At 40.8% G+C, this 21354-nt stretch carries 23 protein-coding genes; 14 read left to right on the top strand and 9 right to left on the bottom strand.

Annotated features, from left to right (window positions below; genetic code table 11):
- The first annotated feature begins 49 nt into the window (after positions 1-49).
- On the top strand, positions 50-2341 hold the full coding sequence (pcrA, locus tag QP439_RS00185; protein WP_285386826.1) for a DNA helicase PcrA: 2292 nt from the start codon (positions 50-52) through the stop codon (positions 2339-2341).
- Between the two features lie 42 nt (positions 2342-2383).
- A complete protein-coding gene (radC, locus tag QP439_RS00180; protein WP_070482651.1) occupies positions 2384-3064 on the top strand; it encodes a RadC family protein in 681 nt (226 codons plus the stop codon).
- Here the strand turns inward: radC and QP439_RS00175 are convergent.
- The 7 genes from QP439_RS00175 to QP439_RS00145 form a co-directional block, all read right to left on the bottom strand.
- Positions 3061-3750 carry a gamma-glutamyl-gamma-aminobutyrate hydrolase family protein gene (locus QP439_RS00175; RefSeq protein WP_203180400.1) on the bottom strand — a complete coding sequence of 230 codons (690 nt, stop codon included), beginning with the start codon at positions 3748-3750 and terminating at the stop codon, positions 3061-3063. The genes radC and QP439_RS00175 overlap by 4 nt on opposite strands.
- A 17-nt stretch (positions 3751-3767) precedes the next feature.
- The gene (locus QP439_RS00170; protein WP_084926534.1) at positions 3768-4409 is read right to left on the bottom strand and encodes a redox-sensing transcriptional repressor Rex; all 642 of its coding nucleotides are present in this window, start codon (positions 4407-4409) and stop codon (positions 3768-3770) included.
- A gap of 82 nt (positions 4410-4491) precedes the next feature.
- Positions 4492-4707: a DUF4649 family protein gene (locus QP439_RS00165; RefSeq protein ID WP_261100787.1), complete on the bottom strand. Its 216-nt coding sequence runs from the start codon at positions 4705-4707 to the stop codon at positions 4492-4494.
- A gap of 7 nt (positions 4708-4714) precedes the next feature.
- Positions 4715-5062, bottom strand: coding sequence for a DUF1831 domain-containing protein (locus tag QP439_RS00160; protein ID WP_084926532.1), 348 nt, complete (start codon positions 5060-5062; stop codon positions 4715-4717).
- A 4-nt stretch (positions 5063-5066) separates the two neighbouring features.
- Positions 5067-6182, bottom strand: a complete 1116-nt coding sequence (locus QP439_RS00155) for a cysteine desulfurase family protein (protein WP_285386821.1) — start codon at positions 6180-6182, stop codon at positions 5067-5069.
- Between the two features lie 9 nt (positions 6183-6191).
- On the bottom strand, positions 6192-7151 hold the full coding sequence (locus QP439_RS00150) for a ribose-phosphate diphosphokinase (RefSeq protein ID WP_001283818.1): 960 nt from the start codon (positions 7149-7151) through the stop codon (positions 6192-6194).
- A gap of 111 nt (positions 7152-7262) precedes the next feature.
- Positions 7263-7832 carry a CYTH domain-containing protein gene (locus tag QP439_RS00145; RefSeq protein ID WP_285386819.1) on the bottom strand — a complete coding sequence of 190 codons (570 nt, stop codon included), beginning with the start codon at positions 7830-7832 and terminating at the stop codon, positions 7263-7265.
- 128 nt (positions 7833-7960) lie between these two features.
- Here QP439_RS00145 and yjbM point away from each other — a divergent pair, with 128 nt between their 5' ends.
- From yjbM to QP439_RS00090, 11 genes are all read left to right on the top strand, one after another.
- Positions 7961-8632: a GTP diphosphokinase gene (gene yjbM / locus QP439_RS00140; RefSeq protein ID WP_000171682.1), complete on the top strand. Its 672-nt coding sequence runs from the start codon at positions 7961-7963 to the stop codon at positions 8630-8632.
- Positions 8616-9434: an NAD kinase gene (locus QP439_RS00135; RefSeq protein ID WP_000799056.1), complete on the top strand. Its 819-nt coding sequence runs from the start codon at positions 8616-8618 to the stop codon at positions 9432-9434. The genes yjbM and QP439_RS00135 overlap by 17 nt, the downstream gene beginning before the upstream one ends.
- Positions 9431-10327: an RluA family pseudouridine synthase gene (locus tag QP439_RS00130; RefSeq protein WP_084927305.1), complete on the top strand. Its 897-nt coding sequence runs from the start codon at positions 9431-9433 to the stop codon at positions 10325-10327. Before QP439_RS00135 ends, QP439_RS00130 begins: the two co-directional genes overlap by 4 nt.
- 43 nt (positions 10328-10370) lie before the next feature.
- Positions 10371-11345: a phosphate acetyltransferase gene (pta, locus tag QP439_RS00125; RefSeq protein WP_000451571.1), complete on the top strand. Its 975-nt coding sequence runs from the start codon at positions 10371-10373 to the stop codon at positions 11343-11345.
- A gap of 235 nt (positions 11346-11580) precedes the next feature.
- Positions 11581-12756 (top strand): A/G-specific adenine glycosylase, encoded by a 1176-nt coding sequence (gene mutY, locus QP439_RS00120; protein ID WP_238096162.1) that lies wholly within the window; start codon positions 11581-11583, stop codon positions 12754-12756.
- Positions 12757-12811: 55 nt separating this feature from the next.
- Positions 12812-13519 (top strand): response regulator YycF, encoded by a 708-nt coding sequence (gene yycF, locus QP439_RS00115; RefSeq protein ID WP_033685152.1) that lies wholly within the window; start codon positions 12812-12814, stop codon positions 13517-13519.
- On the top strand, positions 13512-14870 hold the full coding sequence (gene vicK / locus QP439_RS00110) for a cell wall metabolism sensor histidine kinase VicK (RefSeq protein WP_285386813.1): 1359 nt from the start codon (positions 13512-13514) through the stop codon (positions 14868-14870). Before yycF ends, vicK begins: the two co-directional genes overlap by 8 nt.
- Positions 14863-15672: an exodeoxyribonuclease WalJ gene (walJ, locus tag QP439_RS00105; protein ID WP_000004961.1), complete on the top strand. Its 810-nt coding sequence runs from the start codon at positions 14863-14865 to the stop codon at positions 15670-15672. The genes vicK and walJ overlap by 8 nt, the downstream gene beginning before the upstream one ends.
- 90 nt (positions 15673-15762) lie before the next feature.
- A complete protein-coding gene (relB, locus tag QP439_RS00100) occupies positions 15763-16005 on the top strand; it encodes a type II toxin-antitoxin system RelB family antitoxin (RefSeq protein WP_000208079.1) in 243 nt (80 codons plus the stop codon).
- A gap of 1 nt (position 16006) precedes the next feature.
- The gene (locus QP439_RS00095; RefSeq protein ID WP_004239453.1) at positions 16007-16261 is read left to right on the top strand and encodes a type II toxin-antitoxin system RelE family toxin; all 255 of its coding nucleotides are present in this window, start codon (positions 16007-16009) and stop codon (positions 16259-16261) included.
- Between the two features lie 45 nt (positions 16262-16306).
- Positions 16307-17080: a potassium channel family protein gene (locus QP439_RS00090; RefSeq protein ID WP_285386811.1), complete on the top strand. Its 774-nt coding sequence runs from the start codon at positions 16307-16309 to the stop codon at positions 17078-17080.
- A gap of 37 nt (positions 17081-17117) precedes the next feature.
- Here QP439_RS00090 and QP439_RS00085 read toward each other — a convergent pair whose 3' ends face one another.
- Complete coding sequence (locus QP439_RS00085; RefSeq protein ID WP_000434637.1) at positions 17118-17465, bottom strand: thioredoxin; 348 nt, start codon at positions 17463-17465, stop codon at positions 17118-17120.
- A gap of 111 nt (positions 17466-17576) precedes the next feature.
- The gene (locus QP439_RS00080; RefSeq protein ID WP_000121686.1) at positions 17577-19295 is read right to left on the bottom strand and encodes a phospho-sugar mutase; all 1719 of its coding nucleotides are present in this window, start codon (positions 19293-19295) and stop codon (positions 17577-17579) included.
- A gap of 152 nt (positions 19296-19447) precedes the next feature.
- Between QP439_RS00080 and QP439_RS00075 the strand changes: the two genes are divergently transcribed.
- Positions 19448-21349 (top strand): ABC transporter ATP-binding protein, encoded by a 1902-nt coding sequence (locus QP439_RS00075; protein ID WP_285386809.1) that lies wholly within the window; start codon positions 19448-19450, stop codon positions 21347-21349.
- The last annotated feature ends 5 nt before the right edge of the window (positions 21350-21354 follow it).

Here is a 21354-nt window from a genome sequence, read left to right as displayed (position 1 = left end):
TGAATTCTGATATAATAGAAATATTGACTTCAAGAGTAAGGAAGAGAAGATGAACGCATTATTAAATGGAATGAATGACCGTCAGGCTGAGGCGGTGCAAACGACAGAAGGTCCCTTGTTAATCATGGCAGGAGCTGGTTCTGGGAAGACCCGAGTTTTGACCCACCGTATCGCTTATTTGATTGATGAAAAGCTGGTCAATCCTTGGAATATCTTGGCCATTACCTTTACCAACAAGGCTGCGCGTGAGATGAAAGAGCGTGCTTATAGCCTCAATCCAGCCACTCAGGACTGTCTGATTGCGACCTTCCACTCCATGTGTGTGCGTATTTTGCGTCGCGATGCGGATCATATTGGCTACAATCGTAATTTTACAATTGTTGATCCTGGTGAACAACGAACGCTCATGAAACGCATTCTCAAGCAGTTGAACTTGGATCCGAAAAAATGGAATGAACGAAGCATCTTAGGAACCATTTCCAATGCTAAGAATGACCTGATTGATGATGTTGCCTATGCTGCTCAAGCTGGCGATATGTATACGCAAATCGTGGCTCAGTGTTATACTGCTTACCAAAAAGAATTGCGTCAGTCGGAGTCGGTTGACTTTGATGATTTGATTATGCTGACCTTGCGTCTCTTTGATCAGAATCCTGATGTCTTGACCTACTACCAGCAGAAGTTTCAGTACATCCATGTTGATGAGTACCAAGATACCAACCACGCTCAGTATCAATTGGTCAAACTCTTGGCTTCCCGTTTTAAAAATATCTGTGTGGTTGGGGATGCGGACCAGTCTATCTACGGTTGGCGTGGTGCTGATATGCAGAATATCTTGGACTTCGAGAAAGATTATCCCCAAGCCAAGGTTGTTTTGTTGGAGGAGAATTACCGCTCAACTAAAACCATTCTCCAAGCGGCTAATGATGTTATTAAAAATAATAAAAATCGTCGTCCTAAGAATCTCTGGACCCAGAATGCTGATGGGGAACAAATCGTTTACTATCGTGCCAATGATGAGCTAGATGAGGCTGTATTTGTAGCCAAAACTATTGATGAACTTGGTCGCAGTCAAAACTTCCTTCACAAGGATTTTGCCGTTCTCTATCGGACAAACGCCCAGTCTCGTACTATTGAGGAAGCCCTGCTCAAGTCAAACATCCCTTATACCATGGTTGGTGGAACCAAGTTCTACAGCCGTAAGGAAATTCGTGATATTATCGCTTATCTCAACATCATTGCGAATTTGAGTGACAATATCAGTTTTGAGCGTATTATCAACGAACCGAAACGCGGAATTGGGCCAGGAACGGTTGAGAAAATCCGTGATTTTGCGAATATGCAAGATATGTCTATGCTAGATGCTTCTGCCAATATTATGTTGTCAGGTATCAAGGGTAAGGCAGCTCAGTCTATCTGGGATTTTGCAAATATGATTCTGGATTTGCGAGAGCAACTGGACCGCTTAAGCATTACTGAGTTGGTTGAGGCGGTTCTAGAAAAAACAGGTTACGTCGATATTCTAAATGCTCAAGCGACTTTAGAAAGCAAGGCTAGAGTTGAAAATATTGAAGAGTTCCTCTCTGTGACGAAAAACTTTGATGACACCTCTGATGGACCAGAAGAGGAAACTGGTTTGGACAAACTAAGTCGTTTCTTAAATGACCTGGCCTTGATTGCCGACACAGATTCAGGTAGTCAGGAGACATCAGAAGTGACCTTGATGACCCTGCATGCTGCCAAAGGTCTCGAGTTTCCAGTTGTCTTTTTGATTGGGATGGAAGAAAATGTCTTCCCGCTTAGTCGTGCGGCTGAAGATCCAGATGAATTAGAAGAAGAACGCCGTCTGGCTTATGTAGGAATTACGCGTGCAGAGAAAATACTCTATCTGACCAATGCTAATTCGCGCCTGCTTTTTGGTCGTACAAATTACAACCGTCCGACTCGTTTTATTAACGAAATCAGTTCAGATTTGCTTGAGTATCAAGGTCTGGCCCGACCAGCAAATACAAGCTTTAAAGCATCTTATAGCAGTGGTGGTCTTGCTTTCGGTCAAGGTATGAGTCTTGCGCAGGCCCTTCAAGACCGTAAACGCAGTGCTGCCCCAAAATCTATCCAGTCAAGCGGTCTTCCATTTGGTCAATTTACAGCTGGAGCAAAATCTGCGTCTAGCGAGGCAAATTGGTCCATTGGTGACATTGCTCTCCACAAGAAATGGGGCGAGGGTACTGTTCTTGAAGTTTCAGGTAGTGGTGCTACGCAGGAATTAAAGATTAATTTCCCAGAAGTTGGCCTGAAAAAACTTTTAGCTAGTGTAGCTCCAATTGAGAAAAAAATCTAATTTTCCATCCTTCTCACGAATAATAAAGTGAGGAGGATTTTTATGTATAGTATTTCATTCCAAGAAGATTCACTATTACCAAGAGAAAGACTGGCCAAGGAAGGAGTAGAAGCGCTCAGTAATCAAGAGTTGCTAGCTATTTTACTCAGGACAGGAACACGTCAAGCTAGCGTTTTTGAAATTGCCCAGAAAGTCTTGAGCAATCTTTCAAGCCTAACGGATTTGAAAAAAATGACCCTGCAGGAATTGCAGAGTCTGTCTGGTATCGGGCGTGTTAAGGCTATAGAATTACAAGCTATGATTGAACTGGGGCATCGTATTCACAAGCATGAAACCCTTGAGATGGAAAGTATTCTCAGCAGTCAAAAGTTAGCCAAGAAGATGCAGCAGGAGTTGGGACATAAAAAACAAGAGCACCTAGTGGCGCTCTATCTCAATACTCAAAATCAAATCATCCATCAACAGACCATTTTTATTGGTTCTGCCACTCGCAGTATTGCTGAACCGCGAGAGATTCTTCACTATGCCATCAAGCATATGGCGACATCTCTTATCTTGGTTCACAATCATCCTTCAGGAGCAGTAGCGCCTAGCCGTAATGATGATCATGTCACTAAACTTGTCAAAGAAGCCTGCGACCTGATGGGAATTGTCCTCTTGGACCATTTGATTGTCTCACATTCTAGTTACTTTAGTTACCGTGAAAAAACAGATTTAATTTAAAGTTCATTAACGACATAGTCAAAGAGGTTTTTATCTTTGGGACGATTTTCAAAAAGAAATTCTGGATGCCATTGGACACCGAGAAAGGCAACATCATCCGTGCTCATAACAGCTTCAATGATGCCATCTTTAGGATCGTGAGCCACAACTTTTAAGTTGGGGGCTAAATCCTTGATGCTCTGATGGTGGAAGGAGTTGATATGGGAAATTTCTCCGTAGATTTCTCTGAGAACAGTATCTGGCTCTGTTACCACGCGTTGAGTTGTGTACTCGGCAGAACAATCTTGCCAGTGGTCTTCGATATCTTGATACAAAGTTCCACCCATGGCAACGTTAAAGAGTTGAGTCCCACGGCAGACAGAGAAAATAGGCTTTTTCTGTTTAATAGCTTCCTTGATGAGGGCTAGTTCAAAGATATCTCTTTGAAGATGGTAGTCATCGCTATCAATTGTTTTGGGTTCACCATAGAATTTTGGATCGACATTTTGCCCCCCTGTCAAGATGAGCTTGTCAATCATACTGATATAGTGGCAGGCCATTTCTTGATCACCAATCGGTAGGATGATGGGAATCCCTCCAGCGTCTTTAACGCCTTCAACAAAGCCTTTTGCTGAGTAGCTCATCATGATGTCATCATCTGGATGAGTTTTTTCGTTTCCTGTAATCCCAATAACTGGTTTTTTCATAAAATGATATTCGCTTTCTAATCCTCTCTTCGCATGAAATAGAGGAGGGTTTGGAGTTCGCTTGTCAAATCGACATACTGAACGACCACGTCTTTTGGTAAATGGAGATGGACTGGTGAAAAACTGAGAATTCCTTTCACACCAGCATCCACCAAGAGATTAGCAACCTCTTGTGACTTAACGCTGGGAACGGTCAGAATAGCAGTCTTAACATCAGCATCCTTGATTTTTTCCTTGATTTGAGAAATCCCGTAAATGGGAATTCCATCAGGAGTTTGGGTACCGACTTCAGGATGGTCATCTAGGTCAAAGGCCATGATAATCTTCATCTTGTTACGTTCGTGGAAGCGGTAGTGGAGAAGGGCATGGCCCATATTTCCAATACCCACCAGCATGACATTGGTGATGGAGTTATCGTTAAGCAAATCGGCAAAAAATGTCATCAGTTTTTTGACATCATAGCCAAAACCACGACGACCTAGTTCACCAAAATAGGAAAAATCACGACGAACTGTCGCTGAATCAATACCGATGGCCTCTGCAATTTGTTTAGAGTTGGCACGTTCAATCTTTTCTGCATGAAATCTCTTAAAAATTCGATAGTAGAGAGAGAGTCTTTTTGCTGTAGCTTTTGGAATAGCAGACTGTTTATCTTTCACAAAATCACAACCTTTCTATTCTTCTATTTTATAGAAACATTGTGAAAAAATCAACAAAAATAAGAAAAAACTAAGAAAAATCTTAGTTTTGATGTAAAAAATCTGCATGTGATAGAAAACGGTAGAGGTCTCCGACCAGTCCTTGGTAAACTTCCCGCCCTTTAAAGGTCAAAGAAGTTACATAAAGTGTATCTGGCAGAGTCACACATCCTGACAGAGCAAGCATGAGAGCATCGTAATCCTCATACTTGAGAGTGCGCTCTACATGATAGCTGTCCTTATAGGTCAGTTCAAACATATGGGACCTATCTTTCCGATTTTGTAAAGACACCACGTTCTACCAAGCTATCCATGAGGAAATAGAATTTTTCCTGATGAATGTGGTGGTCTTCTGATTTGAAAATATCAACTATACGTAGCCCAAACTTGTCAGTGATATTGATTTTAGCCCCTGTCAGTTCCTTGTTAATAATGATTTTCAGTTGGAATCCTTCACCGCTGTTTGGCACTTTTTCCAAAAGGCGAGTCAGTTCATAGTTACCAACCTTAGTCTCAAAAAAGGTGTTGTCTTTGAGGGTGAATTTTTTTACAGAAGGGCTAAGAGTGTAGTCGTAACGACAATTTTTTAACTGAATGGTTTTTTCAAATGCCATATGGCTAACCTCCGATAATTTCTTTTAAGGTTTTTGCGAGGGTTTGTAGGTCTTCAACAGTATTTTGTGGTGAGAGACTGATACGAACGGATTCCTTCAAGCGTTCTGAATTTGCCCCGTACATGGCTTCAAGAACATGGCTGGATTGTACAATGCCTGCAGTGCAGGCTGAGCCAGTAGAGATTGAAATGCCAGCCAAATCTAGACGAAGGAGTAAGAGGTCATTTTTCTGGCCAGGAAATCCAATATTGAGAACATAAGGGAGATGGTGTTCGCCTTTATTCAGGTAATACTGAACTCCCTCTAGCTCTGCAAGAAAGGCAGTTTCTAGATTTTGTATATGTTTAAAATTGTCTTCTTGCTTTTCTAGGTCCTCTTTTAGGGCTGCAACCATGCCCACGATGGCAGCTAAATTTTCAGTTCCTGCACGTTTTTTCTGTTCTTGGTCACCACCATGTAGATAGGAATCAAAATCCATGCTAGAAGCGTAGAGAAAACCGATTCCCTTTGGACCATGGAATTTATGGGCAGAAGCGGTGAGAAAATCAATGCCCAATTCTTCTGGGTGAATGGGGATTTTGCCAATAGCTTGAACTGCATCGACATGATAGGCAGTAGGGTGTTGCTTGAGTATTTGGCCAATTTCAGCAATGGGCAGTAGGTTTCCTGTCTCATTATTGGCAAACATGGTAGAAACCAAAATCGTATCGTCACGTAAGGCCTCTTGAATTTGTTGGGCTGTGATTTCTTGATTTTCTGGCTGAATAATGGTTACTTCAAAACCAAAGTGTTGAACCAAGTAATCAATGGTTTCAAGGACGGCATGGTGCTCAATGGCAGTTGTGATGATATGTTTTCCTTGCTCTTGGTGACGAAGGCAGTAACCAATGATGGCAGTATTGTTACCTTCTGTCCCACCAGAAGTGAAAAAGATATGCTGAGGTTTTGTCCCCAGTAACTGAGCTAGCTCCTGACGGGCTTCACGCAAGAGTTTTCCAGCTTGACGACCATGACCATGAATACTAGAAGGATTGCCATGGGTTTCTTGCATAACCTTGGTCATAGCTGAAATAGCAACTGTTGACATAGGAGTCGTCGCAGCATTGTCCAAATAAATCAAAGAATCACCTTATTTCTTTTTGTTGTAGGCAAAGAGTGGGCTGACTGGTTTTCTTTCGTGGATACGGACGATGGCATCACCAATTAACTCACTAGCAGTGATGTAGCATACGTTTTTAGGAGTTTTTTCTTTTGTTGCTACTGAATCAGTCACAAGAATTTCTTTAATATTAGTATTGTCGAGAAGTTCAGCAGCTCCCTCAACGAAGAGACCGTGGCTAGAAACAGCATAAATTTCTGTAGCCCCTTCACGTTCAACGATTTTAGCAGCTTCAGAGAAGGTGCGTCCTGTATTAAGAATATCATCAATCAAGATGGCTTTCTTACCTTCAACATCACCAATAATATAACCTTCGTTACGAGTTGCATCGTCTTGAGGGTAGTCAATAATGGCGATAGGAGCATCAAGATATTCAGCCAGGCTACGGGCACGTTTCACACCTGAATTTTTAGGGCTAACAACAACAACATCTGACCCAAGTAGGCCCTTATCGCAGTAATGTTTTGCAAATAGAGGAACTGTGAAAAGGTTATCGACAGGAATATCAAAGAATCCTTGAACCTGAACGGCATGTAAATCAAGTGTAAGGATACGATCAACACCAGCTTTAACCAGCATATTGGCAACTAGTTTAGCTGTAAGTGGCTCACGTGGTGAAGCGATGCGGTCTTGACGTGCATAGCCAAAATATGGAAGAACAACGTTGATACTGTGGGCACTTGCGCGAACACAAGCATCAACCATGATTAACAATTCCATTAGGTGGTTGTTAACAGGGAAACTTGTTGATTGGATGATGTACACATCATAACCACGGACACTTTCTTCAATATTCACTTGGATTTCTCCGTCTGAAAATTGACGTGATGATAGTTTTCCAAGTGGGACACCAACAGCTTGAGCAATTTTCTGTGCAATTTCTTGGTTAGAGTTGAGTGCGAAAAGTTTCATGTTTTTTCTATCTGACATTATAGACCGTCCTCTGTAAACTTTTTAAATCCTAGTCATATCTGCCTAGCCTATATGAACTGGGATTTTTGTATTTTATCTTTTCTATTTTACCAAAAAATAGAGATTATTTCAGCTATTTTTCATGCTTTTGACAAATCGGACCAATTTTGAGGGAGCTTTTTGATAATCAATCTGATTTTCCTCTAAAAATTGCTGGAAATCTTGTTTCCCTTGCTCGTGATTCTCAACTTCAAGCTCTAATTCGTAATCTGTAATATCAAAGTACTGACTTTCATCCAGCGCCATGAGACCAATAGCCGTTTGCATTTCATAGCGAAGCGTTGTTAGACAACCAAGAATCTGCCATTCACTAGTTTTAATACCATGTTTCGCCAATTCATCCAGTACTAGCCCTTGAGGAAGTTCTTTCTTGCTCAGATAGTTTTCAGCATCTTTTAGTTGCAATTTTTGGTTGTATTCCATGTTTCCAACACTTTGCGGGACTTTGAGTGTCAATTCTGCCCAGTCTTCAAAGGTTCGAATGCGCATAGCAACTTTCTTTTCTCGCAGTTCAAAATCAGGCGTGTCTATGTAGTAATTTTTTTGAAGAACAGGAGTGACGTCTGTGAACTGGTCTTTTAGACGATTGTATTCATCTTTTTTCAAGAGTGTTTTCAATTCAATTTCTAAATGTTTCATTTTTCTTACCTTTTCTTTATCGTTGAAAGCGGATTTATGGTATAATAAGCATTGTATTTATTGTATATGAATCTGGAGAAAAAATCAAAGATATTTTTGAAGGATAATATGAGAACAAGGGAGAATATATGACCTTAGAATGGGAAGAATTTCTAGATCCTTACATTCAAGCAGTTGGTGAGTTAAAGATTAAACTACGTGGTATTCGTAAGCAATATCGTAAGCAAAATAAGCATTCTCCGATTGAGTTTGTGACTGGTCGAGTCAAGCCAATTGAGAGTATCAAGGAGAAAATGGCTCGTCGTGGCATTACTTATGCGACCTTGGAACACGATTTACAGGATATTGCTGGTTTGCGTGTGATGGTTCAGTTTGTAGATGACGTCAAGGAAGTAGTGGAGATTTTGCGCAAGCGTCAGGATATGCGGATCATACAGGAGCGAGATTACATTACTCATCGAAAAGCATCGGGCTACCGTTCCTATCACGTGGTAGTAGAATATACGGTTGATACCATCAATGGAGCCAAGACCATTTTGGCGGAAATTCAAATTCGTACCTTGGCCATGAATTTCTGGGCAACGATAGAACATTCTCTCAACTACAAGTACCAAGGGGATTTCCCAGAGGAAATTAAAAAGAGACTGGAAATTACTGCCAAAATTGCCCATCAGTTGGATGAAGAAATGGGTAAAATACGTGATGATATCCAAGAAGCCCAAGCACTTTTTGATCCTTTGAGTAGAAAATTAAATGACGGTGTAGGAAACAGTGACGATACAGATGAAGAATACAGGTAAACGAATTGACCTGATAGCTAATAGAAAACCACAGAGTCAAAGGGTTTTGTATGAATTGCGAGATCGTTTGAAGAGAAATCAGTTTATACTCAATGATACCAATCCAGATATCGTTATTTCCATCGGTGGTGATGGTATGCTCTTGTCGGCCTTTCATAAGTACGAAAACCAGCTTGACAAGGTCCGCTTCATTGGTGTTCACACTGGACATTTGGGCTTCTATACGGACTACCGTGATTTTGAGTTGGACAAGCTAGTGACTAATTTACAGCTAGATACCGGAGCAAGAGTCTCTTACCCTGTTCTGAATGTGAAGGTTTTTCTCGAAAATGGTGAAGTGAAGATTTTTAGAGCACTAAATGAAGCCAGTATCCGCAGGTCTGATCGAACCATGGTGGCGGATGTTGTGATTAACGGTGTCCACTTTGAACGTTTTCGTGGAGATGGGCTAACAGTTTCGACACCGACTGGTAGTACAGCCTATAACAAGTCGCTTGGTGGAGCTGTTTTACACCCAACCATTGAAGCTTTGCAATTAACGGAAATTGCCAGCCTTAACAATCGTGTCTATCGAACGCTGGGTTCGTCCATTATTGTTCCTAAGAAGGATAAGATTGAACTTATTCCAACAAGAAACGATTACCATACCATTTCGGTTGACAATAGCGTTTATTCCTTCCGCAATATTGAACGAATTGAGTATCAAATCGACCATCATAAGATTCACTTTGTCGCATCACCGAGCCATACCAGTTTTTGGAACCGCGTTAAGGATGCTTTTATCGGCGAGGTGGATGAATGAGGTTTGAATTTATTGCAGATGAGCATGTCAAGGTCAAGACCTTCTTAAAAAAGCATGAGGTTTCTAAGGGGCTTCTGGCCAAGATTAAGTTTCGAGGTGGAGCTATTGTGGTCAATGATCAACCACAAAATGCGACGTATCTATTGGATATTGGAGACCGAGTTACCATTGATATTCCCGCTGAGGAAGGTTTTGAAACTCTAGAAGCTATCGAGCGCCCACTGGATATTCTCTATGAGGATGACCATTTTCTAGTCTTGAATAAACCCTATGGAGTGGCTTCTATTCCTAGTGTCAACCACTCCAATACCATTGCCAATTTTATCAAGGGTTACTATGTCAAGCAAAATTATGAAAATCAGCAGGTTCACATTGTGACCAGACTTGATAGGGACACTTCTGGTTTGATGCTCTTTGCTAAGCACGGTTATGCACATGCACGATTAGACAAGCAGTTGCAGAAGAAGTCCATTGAAAAACGCTACTTTGCTTTGGTTAAAGGTGATGGCCACTTGGAAGCAGAGGGGGAAATTATTGCTCCGATTGCGCGTGATGAAGACTCCATTATTACCAGACGTGTAGCTAAAGGTGGAAAGTATGCCCATACTTCTTACAAGATTGTAGCTTCTTATGGAAATATTCACTTGGTCGATATTCGCCTGCACACTGGGCGTACCCACCAAATCCGAGTCCATTTTTCTCATATCGGTTTTCCTTTGTTGGGAGATGACTTGTACGGTGGTAGTCTAGACGATGGAATTCAGCGCCAGGCCCTACATTGTCATTCCTTAACTTTTTATCATCCATTTTTAGAGCAAGACTTGCAGTTAGAAAGTCCCTTGCCGAATGATTTTAGCAACCTTATTACCCAGTTATCAACTAATACTCTATAAAAACAGTTTCAGAGTATAATTATTATCTTAAAGGAGAAAACTCATGGAAGTTTTTGAAAGTCTCAAAGCCAACTTGGTTGGTAAAAATGCTCGTATCGTTCTCCCTGAAGGGGAAGAACCTCGTATTCTTCAAGCGACTAAACGCTTGGTAAAAGAAACAGAAGTGATTCCTGTTTTGCTTGGAAATCCTGAAAAAATTAAAATTTATCTTGAAATCGAAGGTATTGAGGACGGTTATGAAGTCATCGACCCTCAACACTACGATAAATTTGAAGAAATGGTTGCTGCTTTAGTGGAGCGTCGCAAGGGCAAAATGTCTGAAGAAGATGCACGCAAGGTTTTGGTTGAAGATGTCAATTATTTTGGTGTTATGTTAGTATACCTGGGCTTGGTTGATGGAATGGTGTCAGGTGCGATTCACTCAACTGCTTCAACAGTTCGCCCAGCTCTTCAAATCATCAAAACTCGTCCAAATGTTACTCGTACTTCAGGTGCCTTCCTCATGGTTCGTGGTACGGAACGTTACCTATTTGGTGACTGTGCCATCAACATCAATCCAGATGCAGAAGCCTTGGCTGAAATTGCCATCAACTCAGCAATCACAGCTAAGATGTTTGGCATCGAACCTAAAATTGCTATGCTAAGCTATTCTACTAAAGGGTCAGGTTTTGGTGAAAGTGTTGATAAGGTTGTTGAAGCCACTAAAATTGCTCACGACTTGCGTCCTGACCTTGAAATCGATGGGGAATTGCAATTTGATGCAGCCTTCGTTCCAGAAACTGCAGCTCTGAAAGCTCCTGGAAGTACGGTTGCTGGTCAAGCAAATGTCTTTATCTTCCCAGGTATCGAGGCAGGAAATATCGGCTACAAGATGGCTGAACGTCTTGGTGGCTTTGCGGCTGTTGGACCTGTTTTGCAAGGTTTGAACAAGCCAGTTAACGACCTTTCTCGTGGATGTAATGCTGATGATGTCTACAAGTTGACCCTTATCACAGCAGCCCAAGCTGTTCATCAATAAGATTCAGTCCTCTTTCCCTCGGGAAGAGGCTTTTTATACTCAATGAAAATCAAAGAGCAAACTAGGAAACTAGCCTCAGGTTGCTCAAAGCACTGCTTTGAGGTTGCAGATAAGACTGACGAAGTCAGGAACCATACCTACGGCAAGGCGACGTTGACGTGGTTTGAATTTGATTTTCGAAGAGTACTAATACTAGGAAAAGGACAGTTAGAATCTTCTGTGTTATACTAGAAATATGTTAGATTTGAAAGAATACGGTATCGTCATGTGGCCAGAGGAGAAGATTGTTTCTTTTCGTGAGAAACTTCTTTCCTGGTATGATGAAAACAAAAGAGATTTACCGTGGCGTAGAAGTAAAAATCCTTATCATATATGGGTGTCTGAAATTATGCTCCAGCAGACTAGGGTGGATACGGTTATTCCCTATTACGAACGATTCTTGGACTGGTTTCCAACAGTGGAAAGTTTGGCAACTGCCCCTGAAGAACGTTTGTTGAAGGCTTGGGAAGGTTTGGGTTATTATTCTCGAGTTCGTAATATGCAGGCTGCAGCTCAGCAGATTATGGCTGACTTTGGTGGTCAATTTCCAAACACCTATGAAGGAATTTCCAGCTTGAAAGGAATTGGACCTTACACAGCAGGAGCGATTTCCAGTATTGCTTTTAACTTGCCTGAGCCAGCTGTAGATGGTAATGTCATGCGAGTGCTGGCACGTCTGTTTGAAGTTAATCATGATATCGGAATTCCTAGCAATCGCAAAATTTTTCAGGCAATGATGGAAATCTTGATTGACCCAGAAAGGCCTGGTGACTTTAATCAAGCCTTGATGGACTTGGGCTCAGATATTGAGGCACCTGTAAATCCCAGACCAGAAGAAAGCCCAATTAAGGACTTTAGTGCAGCATATCAGAATGGAACCATGAACCGTTATCCAATCAAGGCTCCAAAGAAAAAGCCTGTTCCTATTTATCTTAAAGCCTTAGTTGTGAACAATTCTCAGGGACAATTTTTACTTGAAAAGAATGAAAGTGAAAAGCTATTGGCAGGTTTTTGGCATTTCCCACTGGTAGAAGTAGGTGACTTTTCGCAAGAGGAGCAGTTTGACCTCTTCCATCAGGTTGCAGAAGAAAGTGTGAATTTTGGACCCAGTCCAGAAGAGAGTTTCCAGCAGGACTATGACCTAGATGTTGATTGGCTTGATATTTATTTTGACACTGTTAAGCATGTCTTTAGTCATCGCAAGTGGCATGTTCAAATTGTAGCAGGTCAGGTGACTGACTTCCAGGATTTTTCAGATAGGGAAGTTCGCTGGCTTTCACCAGAAGAGTTCAAGGATGTTCCACTTGCCAAACCCCAACAAAAAATCTGGCAGGCTTATGCACAAGCTAAGTTAGACAGTAGCAAAGACTAGCTATTGTGTTTTCTTGTTATTTTTTTGATATAATAGTAGAGAAAAAGGTGAACAAATGAAAAAAATATTAATTGTAGATGATGAAAAACCAATCTCGGATATTATCAAGTTTAATATGACCAAGGAAGGTTACGAGGTTGTAACTGCTTTTAATGGTCGTGAAGCGCTAGAGCAATATGAAGCAGAGCAACCAGATATTATTATTCTGGATTTGATGCTTCCAGAAATTGATGGTTTAGAAGTTGCTAAGACTATTCGCAAGACTAGTAGTGTACCTATTATCATGCTTTCAGCTAAAGACAGTGAATTTGATAAGGTTATCGGTTTAGAGCTTGGTGCAGATGACTATGTAACCAAACCCTTCTCAAATCGTGAGTTGCAGGCGCGTGTTAAAGCTCTCCTTCGTCGCACGGACTTGGCTTCTGTAGATAATCAAGAGTCAGATGAAAAGAAAACCCAACCCTTGCAAATTGGGGACTTGGAGATTGTGCCAGATGCTTATGTAGCTAAAAAATACGGTGAAGAACTAGACTTAACCCACCGTGAATTTGAGCTCTTGTACCACTTGGCTTCTCATATTGGTCAAGTGATTACCCGTGAACACTTGCTTGAAACGGTCTGGGGTTATGATTATTTTGGAGATGTTCGGACTGTTGACGTAACTATCAGACGTTTGCGTGAGAAGATTGAAGATACACCAAGTCGTCCAGAGTATATCCTAACACGTCGCGGTGTTGGTTATTATATGAGAAATAATGATTAAACTAATAAAAGACACAGTTTTAACCAGTGATTTTATCTTTATCCTCATTCTACTTGGCTTTATTTTAGTTGTGACCTTGCTTTTACTAGAAAATCGTAGGGATAACATTCGGTTGAAGCAAATCAATCAAAAGGTAAAGGACCTGATTGCAGGAGATTATTCTCAGGTATTGGATATGCAGGGAAGTTCTGAAATCACTAATATTACCAATAATCTCAATGATTTATCAGAAGTAATTCGTTTGACTCAAGAAAATCTGGAACAAGAGAGTAAACGATTACACAGTATCCTCTCTTACATGACAGATGGTGTCCTCGCGACCAATCGTCGTGGTAAGATTACTATGATTAATGACATGGCTAAGAAACAGCTAGGCGTTCAGAAGGAAGATGTTCTAAACAAAAGTATCCTAGAATTGCTTAAGATTGAAGATGAGTATGAACTTCGTGATTTGATCACCCAAATTCCTGAACTCATGATTGATTCTCAGGATGCCAATGGTGAATATCTGAGCCTTCGTGTACGCTTCGCCTTGATTCGTCGAGAGTCTGGTTTTATCTCAGGTCTGGTTGCCGTTCTGCATGATACAACGGAGCAAGAGAAGGAAGAGCGTGAACGGAGACTCTTTGTTTCCAATGTTAGTCATGAGTTACGGACTCCACTGACTAGCGTAAAATCCTATCTTGAAGCCTTGGATGAGGGGGCCTTGTCAGAACCTGTCGCACCAGACTTTATCAAGGTATCTCTAGATGAAACTAACCGTATGATGCGAATGGTGACGGATCTCCTCCATCTTTCACGGATTGATAATGCGACCAGTCACCTAGATGTGGAACTGATTAACTTTACTGCCTTTATTACCTTTATCCTTAACCGCTTTGATAAGATGAGGGGATCAGACGAAGAAAAGAAATATGAATTGGTCAGAGATTATCCGATTACCTCTGTCTGGATTGAAATTGATACAGACAAGATGACACAGGTGATTGATAATATTCTCAACAATGCCATTAAATATTCTCCAGATGGTGGAAAAATCACAGTGACCATGAAGACAACTGATGATCAGATGATTTTATCCATCTCAGACCAAGGCTTGGGTATTCCTAAGCAGGATTTACCACGTATCTTTGACCGTTTCTACCGTGTGGATCGTGCTAGAAGCCGTGCTCAAGGTGGAACAGGGCTGGGACTGTCTATCGCTAAAGAAATTATCAAACAGCATAAGGGCTTTATTTGGGCCAAAAGTATATATGGTAAGGGATCAACCTTTACCATTGTGCTCCCTTATGATAAGGATGCAGTGAAAGAAGAAGTATGGGAGGACGAAATAGAAGACCAGAATGAGTGAAACAGGCTTTAAATACAGTATTTTAGCGTCGGGTTCCAGTGGAAATTCCTTTTATCTGGAAACCCCAAAAAAGAAACTATTAGTGGATGCAGGCTTATCTGGTAAGAAAATCACCAGCCTACTTGCTGAAATAAATCGCAAGCCAGAAGACTTGGATGCCATCTTGATTACGCATGAGCATTCTGACCATATCCATGGAGTAGGAGTTTTGGCTCGCAAGTATGGTATGGATCTTTATGCCAATGAAAAGACCTGGCAGGCTATGGAAAATAGCAAGTATCTTGGCAAGGTAGATTCTTCGCAAAAGCATATCTTTGAAATGGGCAAAACCAAAACCTTTGGAGATATTGACATAGAGAGTTTTGGTGTTAGCCATGATGCAGTCGCACCGCAGTTCTATCGCTTTATGAAGGATGACAAGAGTTTTGTCCTTTTGACAGATACAGGTTATGTTAGTGACCGTATGGCGGGAATTGTCGAAAATGCGGACGGCTATCTTATCGAGTCCAACCATGATGTAGAGATTCTGCGAGCAGGTTCTTATGCTTGGCGACTCAAACAACGAATCCTATCGGATCTCGGTCACCTTTCTAACGAGGATGGTGCCGAAGCTATGATTCGTACCTTAGGAAATCGCACTAAGAAAATCTACCTTGGTCACTTGTCTAAGGAAAACAATATCAAGGAGCTGGCTCACATGACTATGGTCAATCAGCTAGCTCAAGCTGATCTGGGAGTCGGAGTAGACTTTAAGGTTTATGATACCTCACCAGATACCGCAACACCATTGACAGACATATAGAAAGAACGCTGAGAAGGTGTTCTTTTTATATTGACTGAACACCTAAAAAGTAATACAATGGTGTTACCATTAAAAAAGGGAGTGCAAAAAATGACTACTATTACATTAAAAGTTTCTGAAGCTGACAAAACATTTATGAAAGCAATGGCTAAGTTTGAAGGAGTTTCCCTGTCGGAACTTATCCGCACCAAAACTCTTGAAGCTCTAGAAGATGAATACGATGCTCGTGTGGCAGATTTAGCCTATCAAGAGTATTTAGAAGACTTGGAAAAAGGAGTTGAACCCATTACTTGGGAAGAAATGATGCATGATTTAGGCTTGGAGGATGAATAATTTGTATAAATTAGTTCCAACAAGACGTTTCATCAAGCAATTGAAAAAATTGGATCGTTATACGCAGAAGATAATTACAAACTATTTACAAACCAATGTTTTGGAAGACCCAAGACGACACGGAAAGGCTTTGGTTGGTAATCGCGTTGGTCAATGGCGCTATAGAATTGGTAATTATCGAGTTATCGTACAAATTGTAGATGATGAATTAGTCATTGCTACTTTAGAAGTTGGTCATCGGAGAGATATTTATTGAATTAAAGTTGAGTAATAACAGTATAGAAAGTGAGGAGAGTAAAATTTGAAGAAAAAATGGTTTTTTGCAGATTATTATGATACAACAATTATTTTACTTGCTTTAATCTCTGTTATTCTGGTATTACTTGGATTTGCTGAGATGATTGATTTAGACAGTCCTCCATACAGTATTATTGACTTGCTACTTTGGTTTGTGTTTGTGGTAGATTATGGTTGGCGGTTCTTTTCAAGTAAAGCAAAATGGAGGTTTATACTTGAAAATATCTTTGACTTGTTAGCTATCCTTCCTTTAAATGCTATTTTTACAGTATTGCGATTAGGGCGTATCTTCCGCTTAGCAAGGCTGACAAAATTACTGAAACTGACTCGTTTACTTAGAATAATTGGACTTACAGGTAAATTAGAAAGAAATATTAGTAGATTCTTACGGACAAATGGCCTGATTTATATCTTGTATGTTAATATTTTTATTGTTCTAGTAGGAAGTTCAATTTTATCTGTAGTTGAAGAAAAATCTTTCTCAGATAGTCTTTGGTGGGCTCTTGTGACAGTAACCACTGTTGGTTATGGTGATATTGTTCCAGTTTCCCTTTTTGGGAAATGGCTAGCTGTTTTATTAATGTTGGTAGGGATTAGTACAATAGGAATGTTAACAAGTGCCTTTACGAACTTTTTTGTAAAAGATAATCCAGTTGAACAGATAAAACTTGATAAACTCCAAGACGAATTATCGAGCCAAAGAATATTAATAGAGAAACAATCTGAGAAAATCGAAGAACTGCATCGGATGATACAAGATTTGCTTGAAAAAACGTAATTTTGACCATTTAAAAACCACTCGATGAGTGGCTTTTTTACAATCCTGCAAATTCTTTGATTTCTTGTGCTGACATTGAAGAGTCGCAACGGACATTGATTTGTCCATCCGCAATGTGAACGAAGCCTGGTACAGTTGGGATTCCGTAGCGTGAGCGGAATTCTTGCAACTCATTGAGTTGGCTTGGTTCTTCACTGTTGATGAAGTAGATGTGGGCTTTAGTTTCAGCTACGACACCTGCCAAGGTACCAGCAAATTTACGGCAGTAAGGGCAAGTTTTGCGACCGATAAAGAAGGTTGCAGTTTCTTTTTTATCAAGAGCTTCTTGCGCACGCGCAACTGTAGTGACTTCAAGGTCTTTGATATTATCTAAAAATTGTTCCATGAGATTACCTCGCTTTCATTGATAAGTCTAGTATGCCATAAAGTTTCTAAAATTGCTTAGATTTGATACGAAAAAAAGATGAGATTAGTTAGTCTCATCTTTTATAGGACCTTATTTTACAAAAGCATTGATTTCTGCTTCAATGTTAGCAATCTTAGCTTGTGATTCTTCGTTAGTTTCACCTACAACTGCAATGTAGAACTTGATTTTTGGTTCTGTACCTGAAGGGCGAACAGCAATCCATGAACCGTCAGCAAGTGTGTATTTCAACACATCACTTGGAGGAGTTGTCAAGTTTGTAACAGTGCCATCAGCAGCAGTAGCTGTTTGAGCCTTGAAGTCTTCTACGACAGTGATAGCTGTTGCATTCCATTCTTTTGGAGCATTGTTGCGGAATTTAGCCATAATCGCTTTGATTTGTTCAGCACCATCGACACCTGAAAGGGTAACAGAAATTGTCTTTTCTGCATAGTAGCCGTACTCTTTGTAAATTTCTTCGATACCGTCAGCTAGTGTTAAACCACGTGAACGGTAGTAGGCAGCAAGTTCTGCAACGACAAGAACGGCTTGGATAGCATCTTTATCACGTACAAATGGTTTAATCAAGTAACCGAAGCTTTCTTCAAATCCCATCATGTAAGTGTGATTGTGTTTTTCTTCGAATTCTTGGATTTTTTCAGCAATGAATTTGAAACCTGTCAAAACGTTGAACATGGTTGCGCCGTAGCTTTCAGCAATCTTCGTTACCAAGTCAGTTGATACGATAGATTTGCAAAGGGCTGCGTTTTCTGGAAGAGTTCCAGCGTTTTTGTGGGCTTCCAAGATGTATTTAGCCATGATAGCACCGATTTGGTTACCTGAAAGGTTAAGGTAGCTACCATCTTTTTGAAGAACTTCAACACCAACACGGTCAGCATCAGGGTCAGTTGCGACAAGAACGTCTGCACCAACTTGACGACCAAGTTCTTCAGCAAGGGCAAAGGCTGCTTGGCTTTCTGGGTTTGGAGATTTTACAGTTGAGAAGTCAGGATCAGCAGTTGCTTGCGCTTCAACAACTTGAACAGAGTCAAATCCTGCTTGGGCAAGAGCACGACGAGCCAACATTTCACCAGTACCATGAAGTGGTGTGTAGACAATTTTCATGTCTTTACCAAATTCTTCAATCAAGGCTGGGTTGATGTTCACATCTTTGACTTCTTTGAGGTATTCTACATCGACAGCTTCGCCGATAACTTCAATTAAGCCAGAAGCTTTTTCAGCTTCCACATCAGCAACTTCAACTGCAAATGGATTTTCGATTGCACGGATATAAGTAGTCAAAGCGTCTGCATCGTGTGGAGGCATTTGTCCACCGTCTTCACCGTAAACCTTGTATCCGTTAAATGGTGCAGGGTTGTGGCTAGCTGTGACCATGATACCTGCGAAACAGTTGAGGTGACGAACTGCAAATGATAGTTCTGGAGTTGGACGAAGGCTTTCAAAAACGTAAGATTTGATACCGTGTTTAGCAAGAACTGCCGCAGATTCAAAGGCAAACTCAGGTGAGAAGTGACGGCTATCGTAGGCGATTGCTACACCACGTTCTTTTTCATTTCCACCTTTTGACTCAATCAAACGAGCCAATCCTTCAGTAGCTTGGCGAACAACGTAGATGTTGATGCGGTTTGTACCAGCACCAATCAGGCCACGCATACCTGCAGTACCAAATTCAAGGTTTGTATAGAAGGCATCTTCCTTCGTTTTTTCATCCATATTTTCCAAATCTTGACGAAGGTAGTCAGGAAGCTCCGCAAAATCAACCCATTTCTGGTAATTTTCTTGGTAAGACATTAAAATTCTCCTTTTGTAAATTGTTTTAACCGTTCACATTATAGCACTTTTTAGCGTTTTAGTAAAACCTTAGCATAATTTTCAGAATAGTGGTGTCATATGCTGATTTATCAAGTCTTGAATGCCTTAGGGAAACATGCTATACTGTTTGTATGATTATTTTACAAGCTAATAAAATTGAACGTTCTTTTGCAGGAGAGGTTCTTTTCGATAATATTAATCTGCAGGTTGATGAACGTGATCGGATAGCCCTTGTTGGGAAAAATGGTGCAGGTAAGTCTACTCTTTTAAAGATCTTAGTTGGAGAAGAGGAGCCAACTAGTGGAGAAATCAATAAGAAAAAAGATATTTCTCTGTCTTACCTAGCCCAAGATAGCCGTTTTGAGTCTGAAAATACCATCTATGATGAGATGCTGCATGTCTTTGATGACTTGCTTCGGACGGAAAAACAACTGCGTCAGATGGAGTTAGAGATGGGTCAAAAGTCTGGTGATGATTTGAATAAACTGATGTCAGATTACGACCGCTTATCTGAAAATTTTCGTCAGGCAGGTGGCTTTACCTATGAAGCTGATATACGAGCGATTTTGAATGGATTCAAGTTTGACGAGTCTATGTGGCAGATGAAAATTGCTGAGCTTTCGGGTGGTCAAAATACTCGTTTGGCACTTGCTAAAATGCTCCTTGAAAAGCCAAATCTCTTGGTCTTGGACGAGCCAACTAACCACTTAGATATTGAAACTATAGCCTGGCTAGAGAATTACTTGGTAAATTATAGCGGTGCCCTCATTATCGTCAGCCACGACCGTTATTTCTTGGACAAGGTTGCGACAATTACGTTTGATTTGACCAAGCATTCCTTGGATCGTTATGTGGGCAATTACTCTCGCTTTGTCGAGCTGAAGGAGCAAAAGCTAGCTACTGAAGCAAAAAACTATGAAAAGCAACAAAAGGAAATTGCCGCTCTGGAAGACTTTGTCAACCGCAATCTAGTCCGAGCTTCAACGACTAAACGTGCCCAATCTCGTCGTAAACAACTAGAAAAAATGGAGCGTTTGGACAAGCCAGAAGCTGGCAAGAAATCAGCCAATATGACCTTCCATTCTGAAAAAACGTCGGGCAATGTTGTTTTGACTGTTGAAAATGCGGCTATTGGCTATGATGGGGAAATATTGTCACAACCTATCAACCTAGACCTTCGTAAGATGAATGCTGTTGCCATCGTTGGTCCAAATGGTATTGGCAAGTCAACCTTTATCAAGTCTATTGTGGACCAGATTCCTTTTATCAAGGGTGAAAAGCGCTTTGGCGCCAATGTTGAGGTTGGTTACTATGACCAAACCCAAAGCAAGCTGACACCAAGTAATACTGTATTAGATGAACTCTGGAATGATTTTAAACTGACACCGGAAGTTGAAATTCGTAACCGTCTAGGTGCCTTCCTTTTCTCAGGAGATGATGTCAAAAAATCAGTTGGCATGCTGTCTGGTGGCGAAAAAGCTCGTTTGCTTTTAGCTAAATTGTCCATGGAAAACAACAACTTCTTGATTCTGGATGAGCCAACCAACCACTTGGATATTGATAGCAAGGAAGTGTTGGAAAATGCCTTGATTGACTTTGATGGAACTCTTCTATTCGTCAGTCACGACCGTTACTTTATCAATCGTGTGGCAACTCATGTACTGGAATTGTCAGAGAATGGCTCGACTCTTTACCTGGGAGATTACGACTACTATGTTGAGAAGAAATCAGAAGTAGAAATGATTCAGGCTGAGGAAGCTTCAACTAGCAATCAAGCAAAAGAATCAAGTTCAGTTAATGACTATCAAGCTCAGAAAGAAAGTCAAAAAGAAGTTCGCAAACTCATGCGACAAATCGAAAGTCTAGAAGCTGAAATTGAAGAGTTAGAAAGTCAAAGCCAAGATATTTCTGAACAAATGTTGGAAACAAACGATGCCGACAAACTGATGGAATTACAGGCTGAGCTGGACAAAATCAGCCACCGTCAGGAAGAAGCTATGCTTGAATGGGAAGAATTATCAGAGCAGGTGTAAAGATT

It is taken from the genome of Streptococcus sp. UMB1203, from assembly GCF_030217725.1.
In the GTDB taxonomy this organism is placed as follows: Bacteria; Bacillota; Bacilli; order Lactobacillales; family Streptococcaceae; genus Streptococcus.
Note: the sequence above shows the minus strand (reverse complement) of the source record. Positions and strands in the feature narration are given on the sequence as shown.

Bases quoted from the DNA above. Each gene is read 5' to 3' on its own strand.
- pcrA (WP_285386826.1), top strand. From the start codon at position 50: ATGAACGCATTATTAAATGGAATGAATGACCGTCAGGCTGAGGCGGTG.
- radC (WP_070482651.1), top strand. From the start codon at position 2,384: ATGTATAGTATTTCATTCCAAGAAGATTCACTATTACCAAGAGAAAGA.
- QP439_RS00175 (WP_203180400.1), bottom strand. From the start codon at position 3,750: ATGAAAAAACCAGTTATTGGGATTACAGGAAACGAAAAAACTCATCCA.
- QP439_RS00165 (WP_261100787.1), bottom strand. From the start codon at position 4,707: ATGTTTGAACTGACCTATAAGGACAGCTATCATGTAGAGCGCACTCTC.
- QP439_RS00160 (WP_084926532.1), bottom strand. From the start codon at position 5,062: ATGGCATTTGAAAAAACCATTCAGTTAAAAAATTGTCGTTACGACTAC.
- QP439_RS00150 (WP_001283818.1), bottom strand. From the start codon at position 7,151: ATGTCAGATAGAAAAAACATGAAACTTTTCGCACTCAACTCTAACCAA.
- QP439_RS00145 (WP_285386819.1), bottom strand. From the start codon at position 7,832: ATGAAACATTTAGAAATTGAATTGAAAACACTCTTGAAAAAAGATGAA.
- yjbM (WP_000171682.1), top strand. From the start codon at position 7,961: ATGACCTTAGAATGGGAAGAATTTCTAGATCCTTACATTCAAGCAGTT.
- QP439_RS00135 (WP_000799056.1), top strand. From the start codon at position 8,616: ATGAAGAATACAGGTAAACGAATTGACCTGATAGCTAATAGAAAACCA.
- QP439_RS00130 (WP_084927305.1), top strand. From the start codon at position 9,431: ATGAGGTTTGAATTTATTGCAGATGAGCATGTCAAGGTCAAGACCTTC.
- pta (WP_000451571.1), top strand. From the start codon at position 10,371: ATGGAAGTTTTTGAAAGTCTCAAAGCCAACTTGGTTGGTAAAAATGCT.
- mutY (WP_238096162.1), top strand. From the start codon at position 11,581: ATGTTAGATTTGAAAGAATACGGTATCGTCATGTGGCCAGAGGAGAAG.
- yycF (WP_033685152.1), top strand. From the start codon at position 12,812: ATGAAAAAAATATTAATTGTAGATGATGAAAAACCAATCTCGGATATT.
- vicK (WP_285386813.1), top strand. From the start codon at position 13,512: ATGATTAAACTAATAAAAGACACAGTTTTAACCAGTGATTTTATCTTT.
- walJ (WP_000004961.1), top strand. From the start codon at position 14,863: ATGAGTGAAACAGGCTTTAAATACAGTATTTTAGCGTCGGGTTCCAGT.
- relB (WP_000208079.1), top strand. From the start codon at position 15,763: ATGACTACTATTACATTAAAAGTTTCTGAAGCTGACAAAACATTTATG.
- QP439_RS00085 (WP_000434637.1), bottom strand. From the start codon at position 17,465: ATGGAACAATTTTTAGATAATATCAAAGACCTTGAAGTCACTACAGTT.
- QP439_RS00080 (WP_000121686.1), bottom strand. From the start codon at position 19,295: ATGTCTTACCAAGAAAATTACCAGAAATGGGTTGATTTTGCGGAGCTT.
- QP439_RS00075 (WP_285386809.1), top strand. From the start codon at position 19,448: ATGATTATTTTACAAGCTAATAAAATTGAACGTTCTTTTGCAGGAGAG.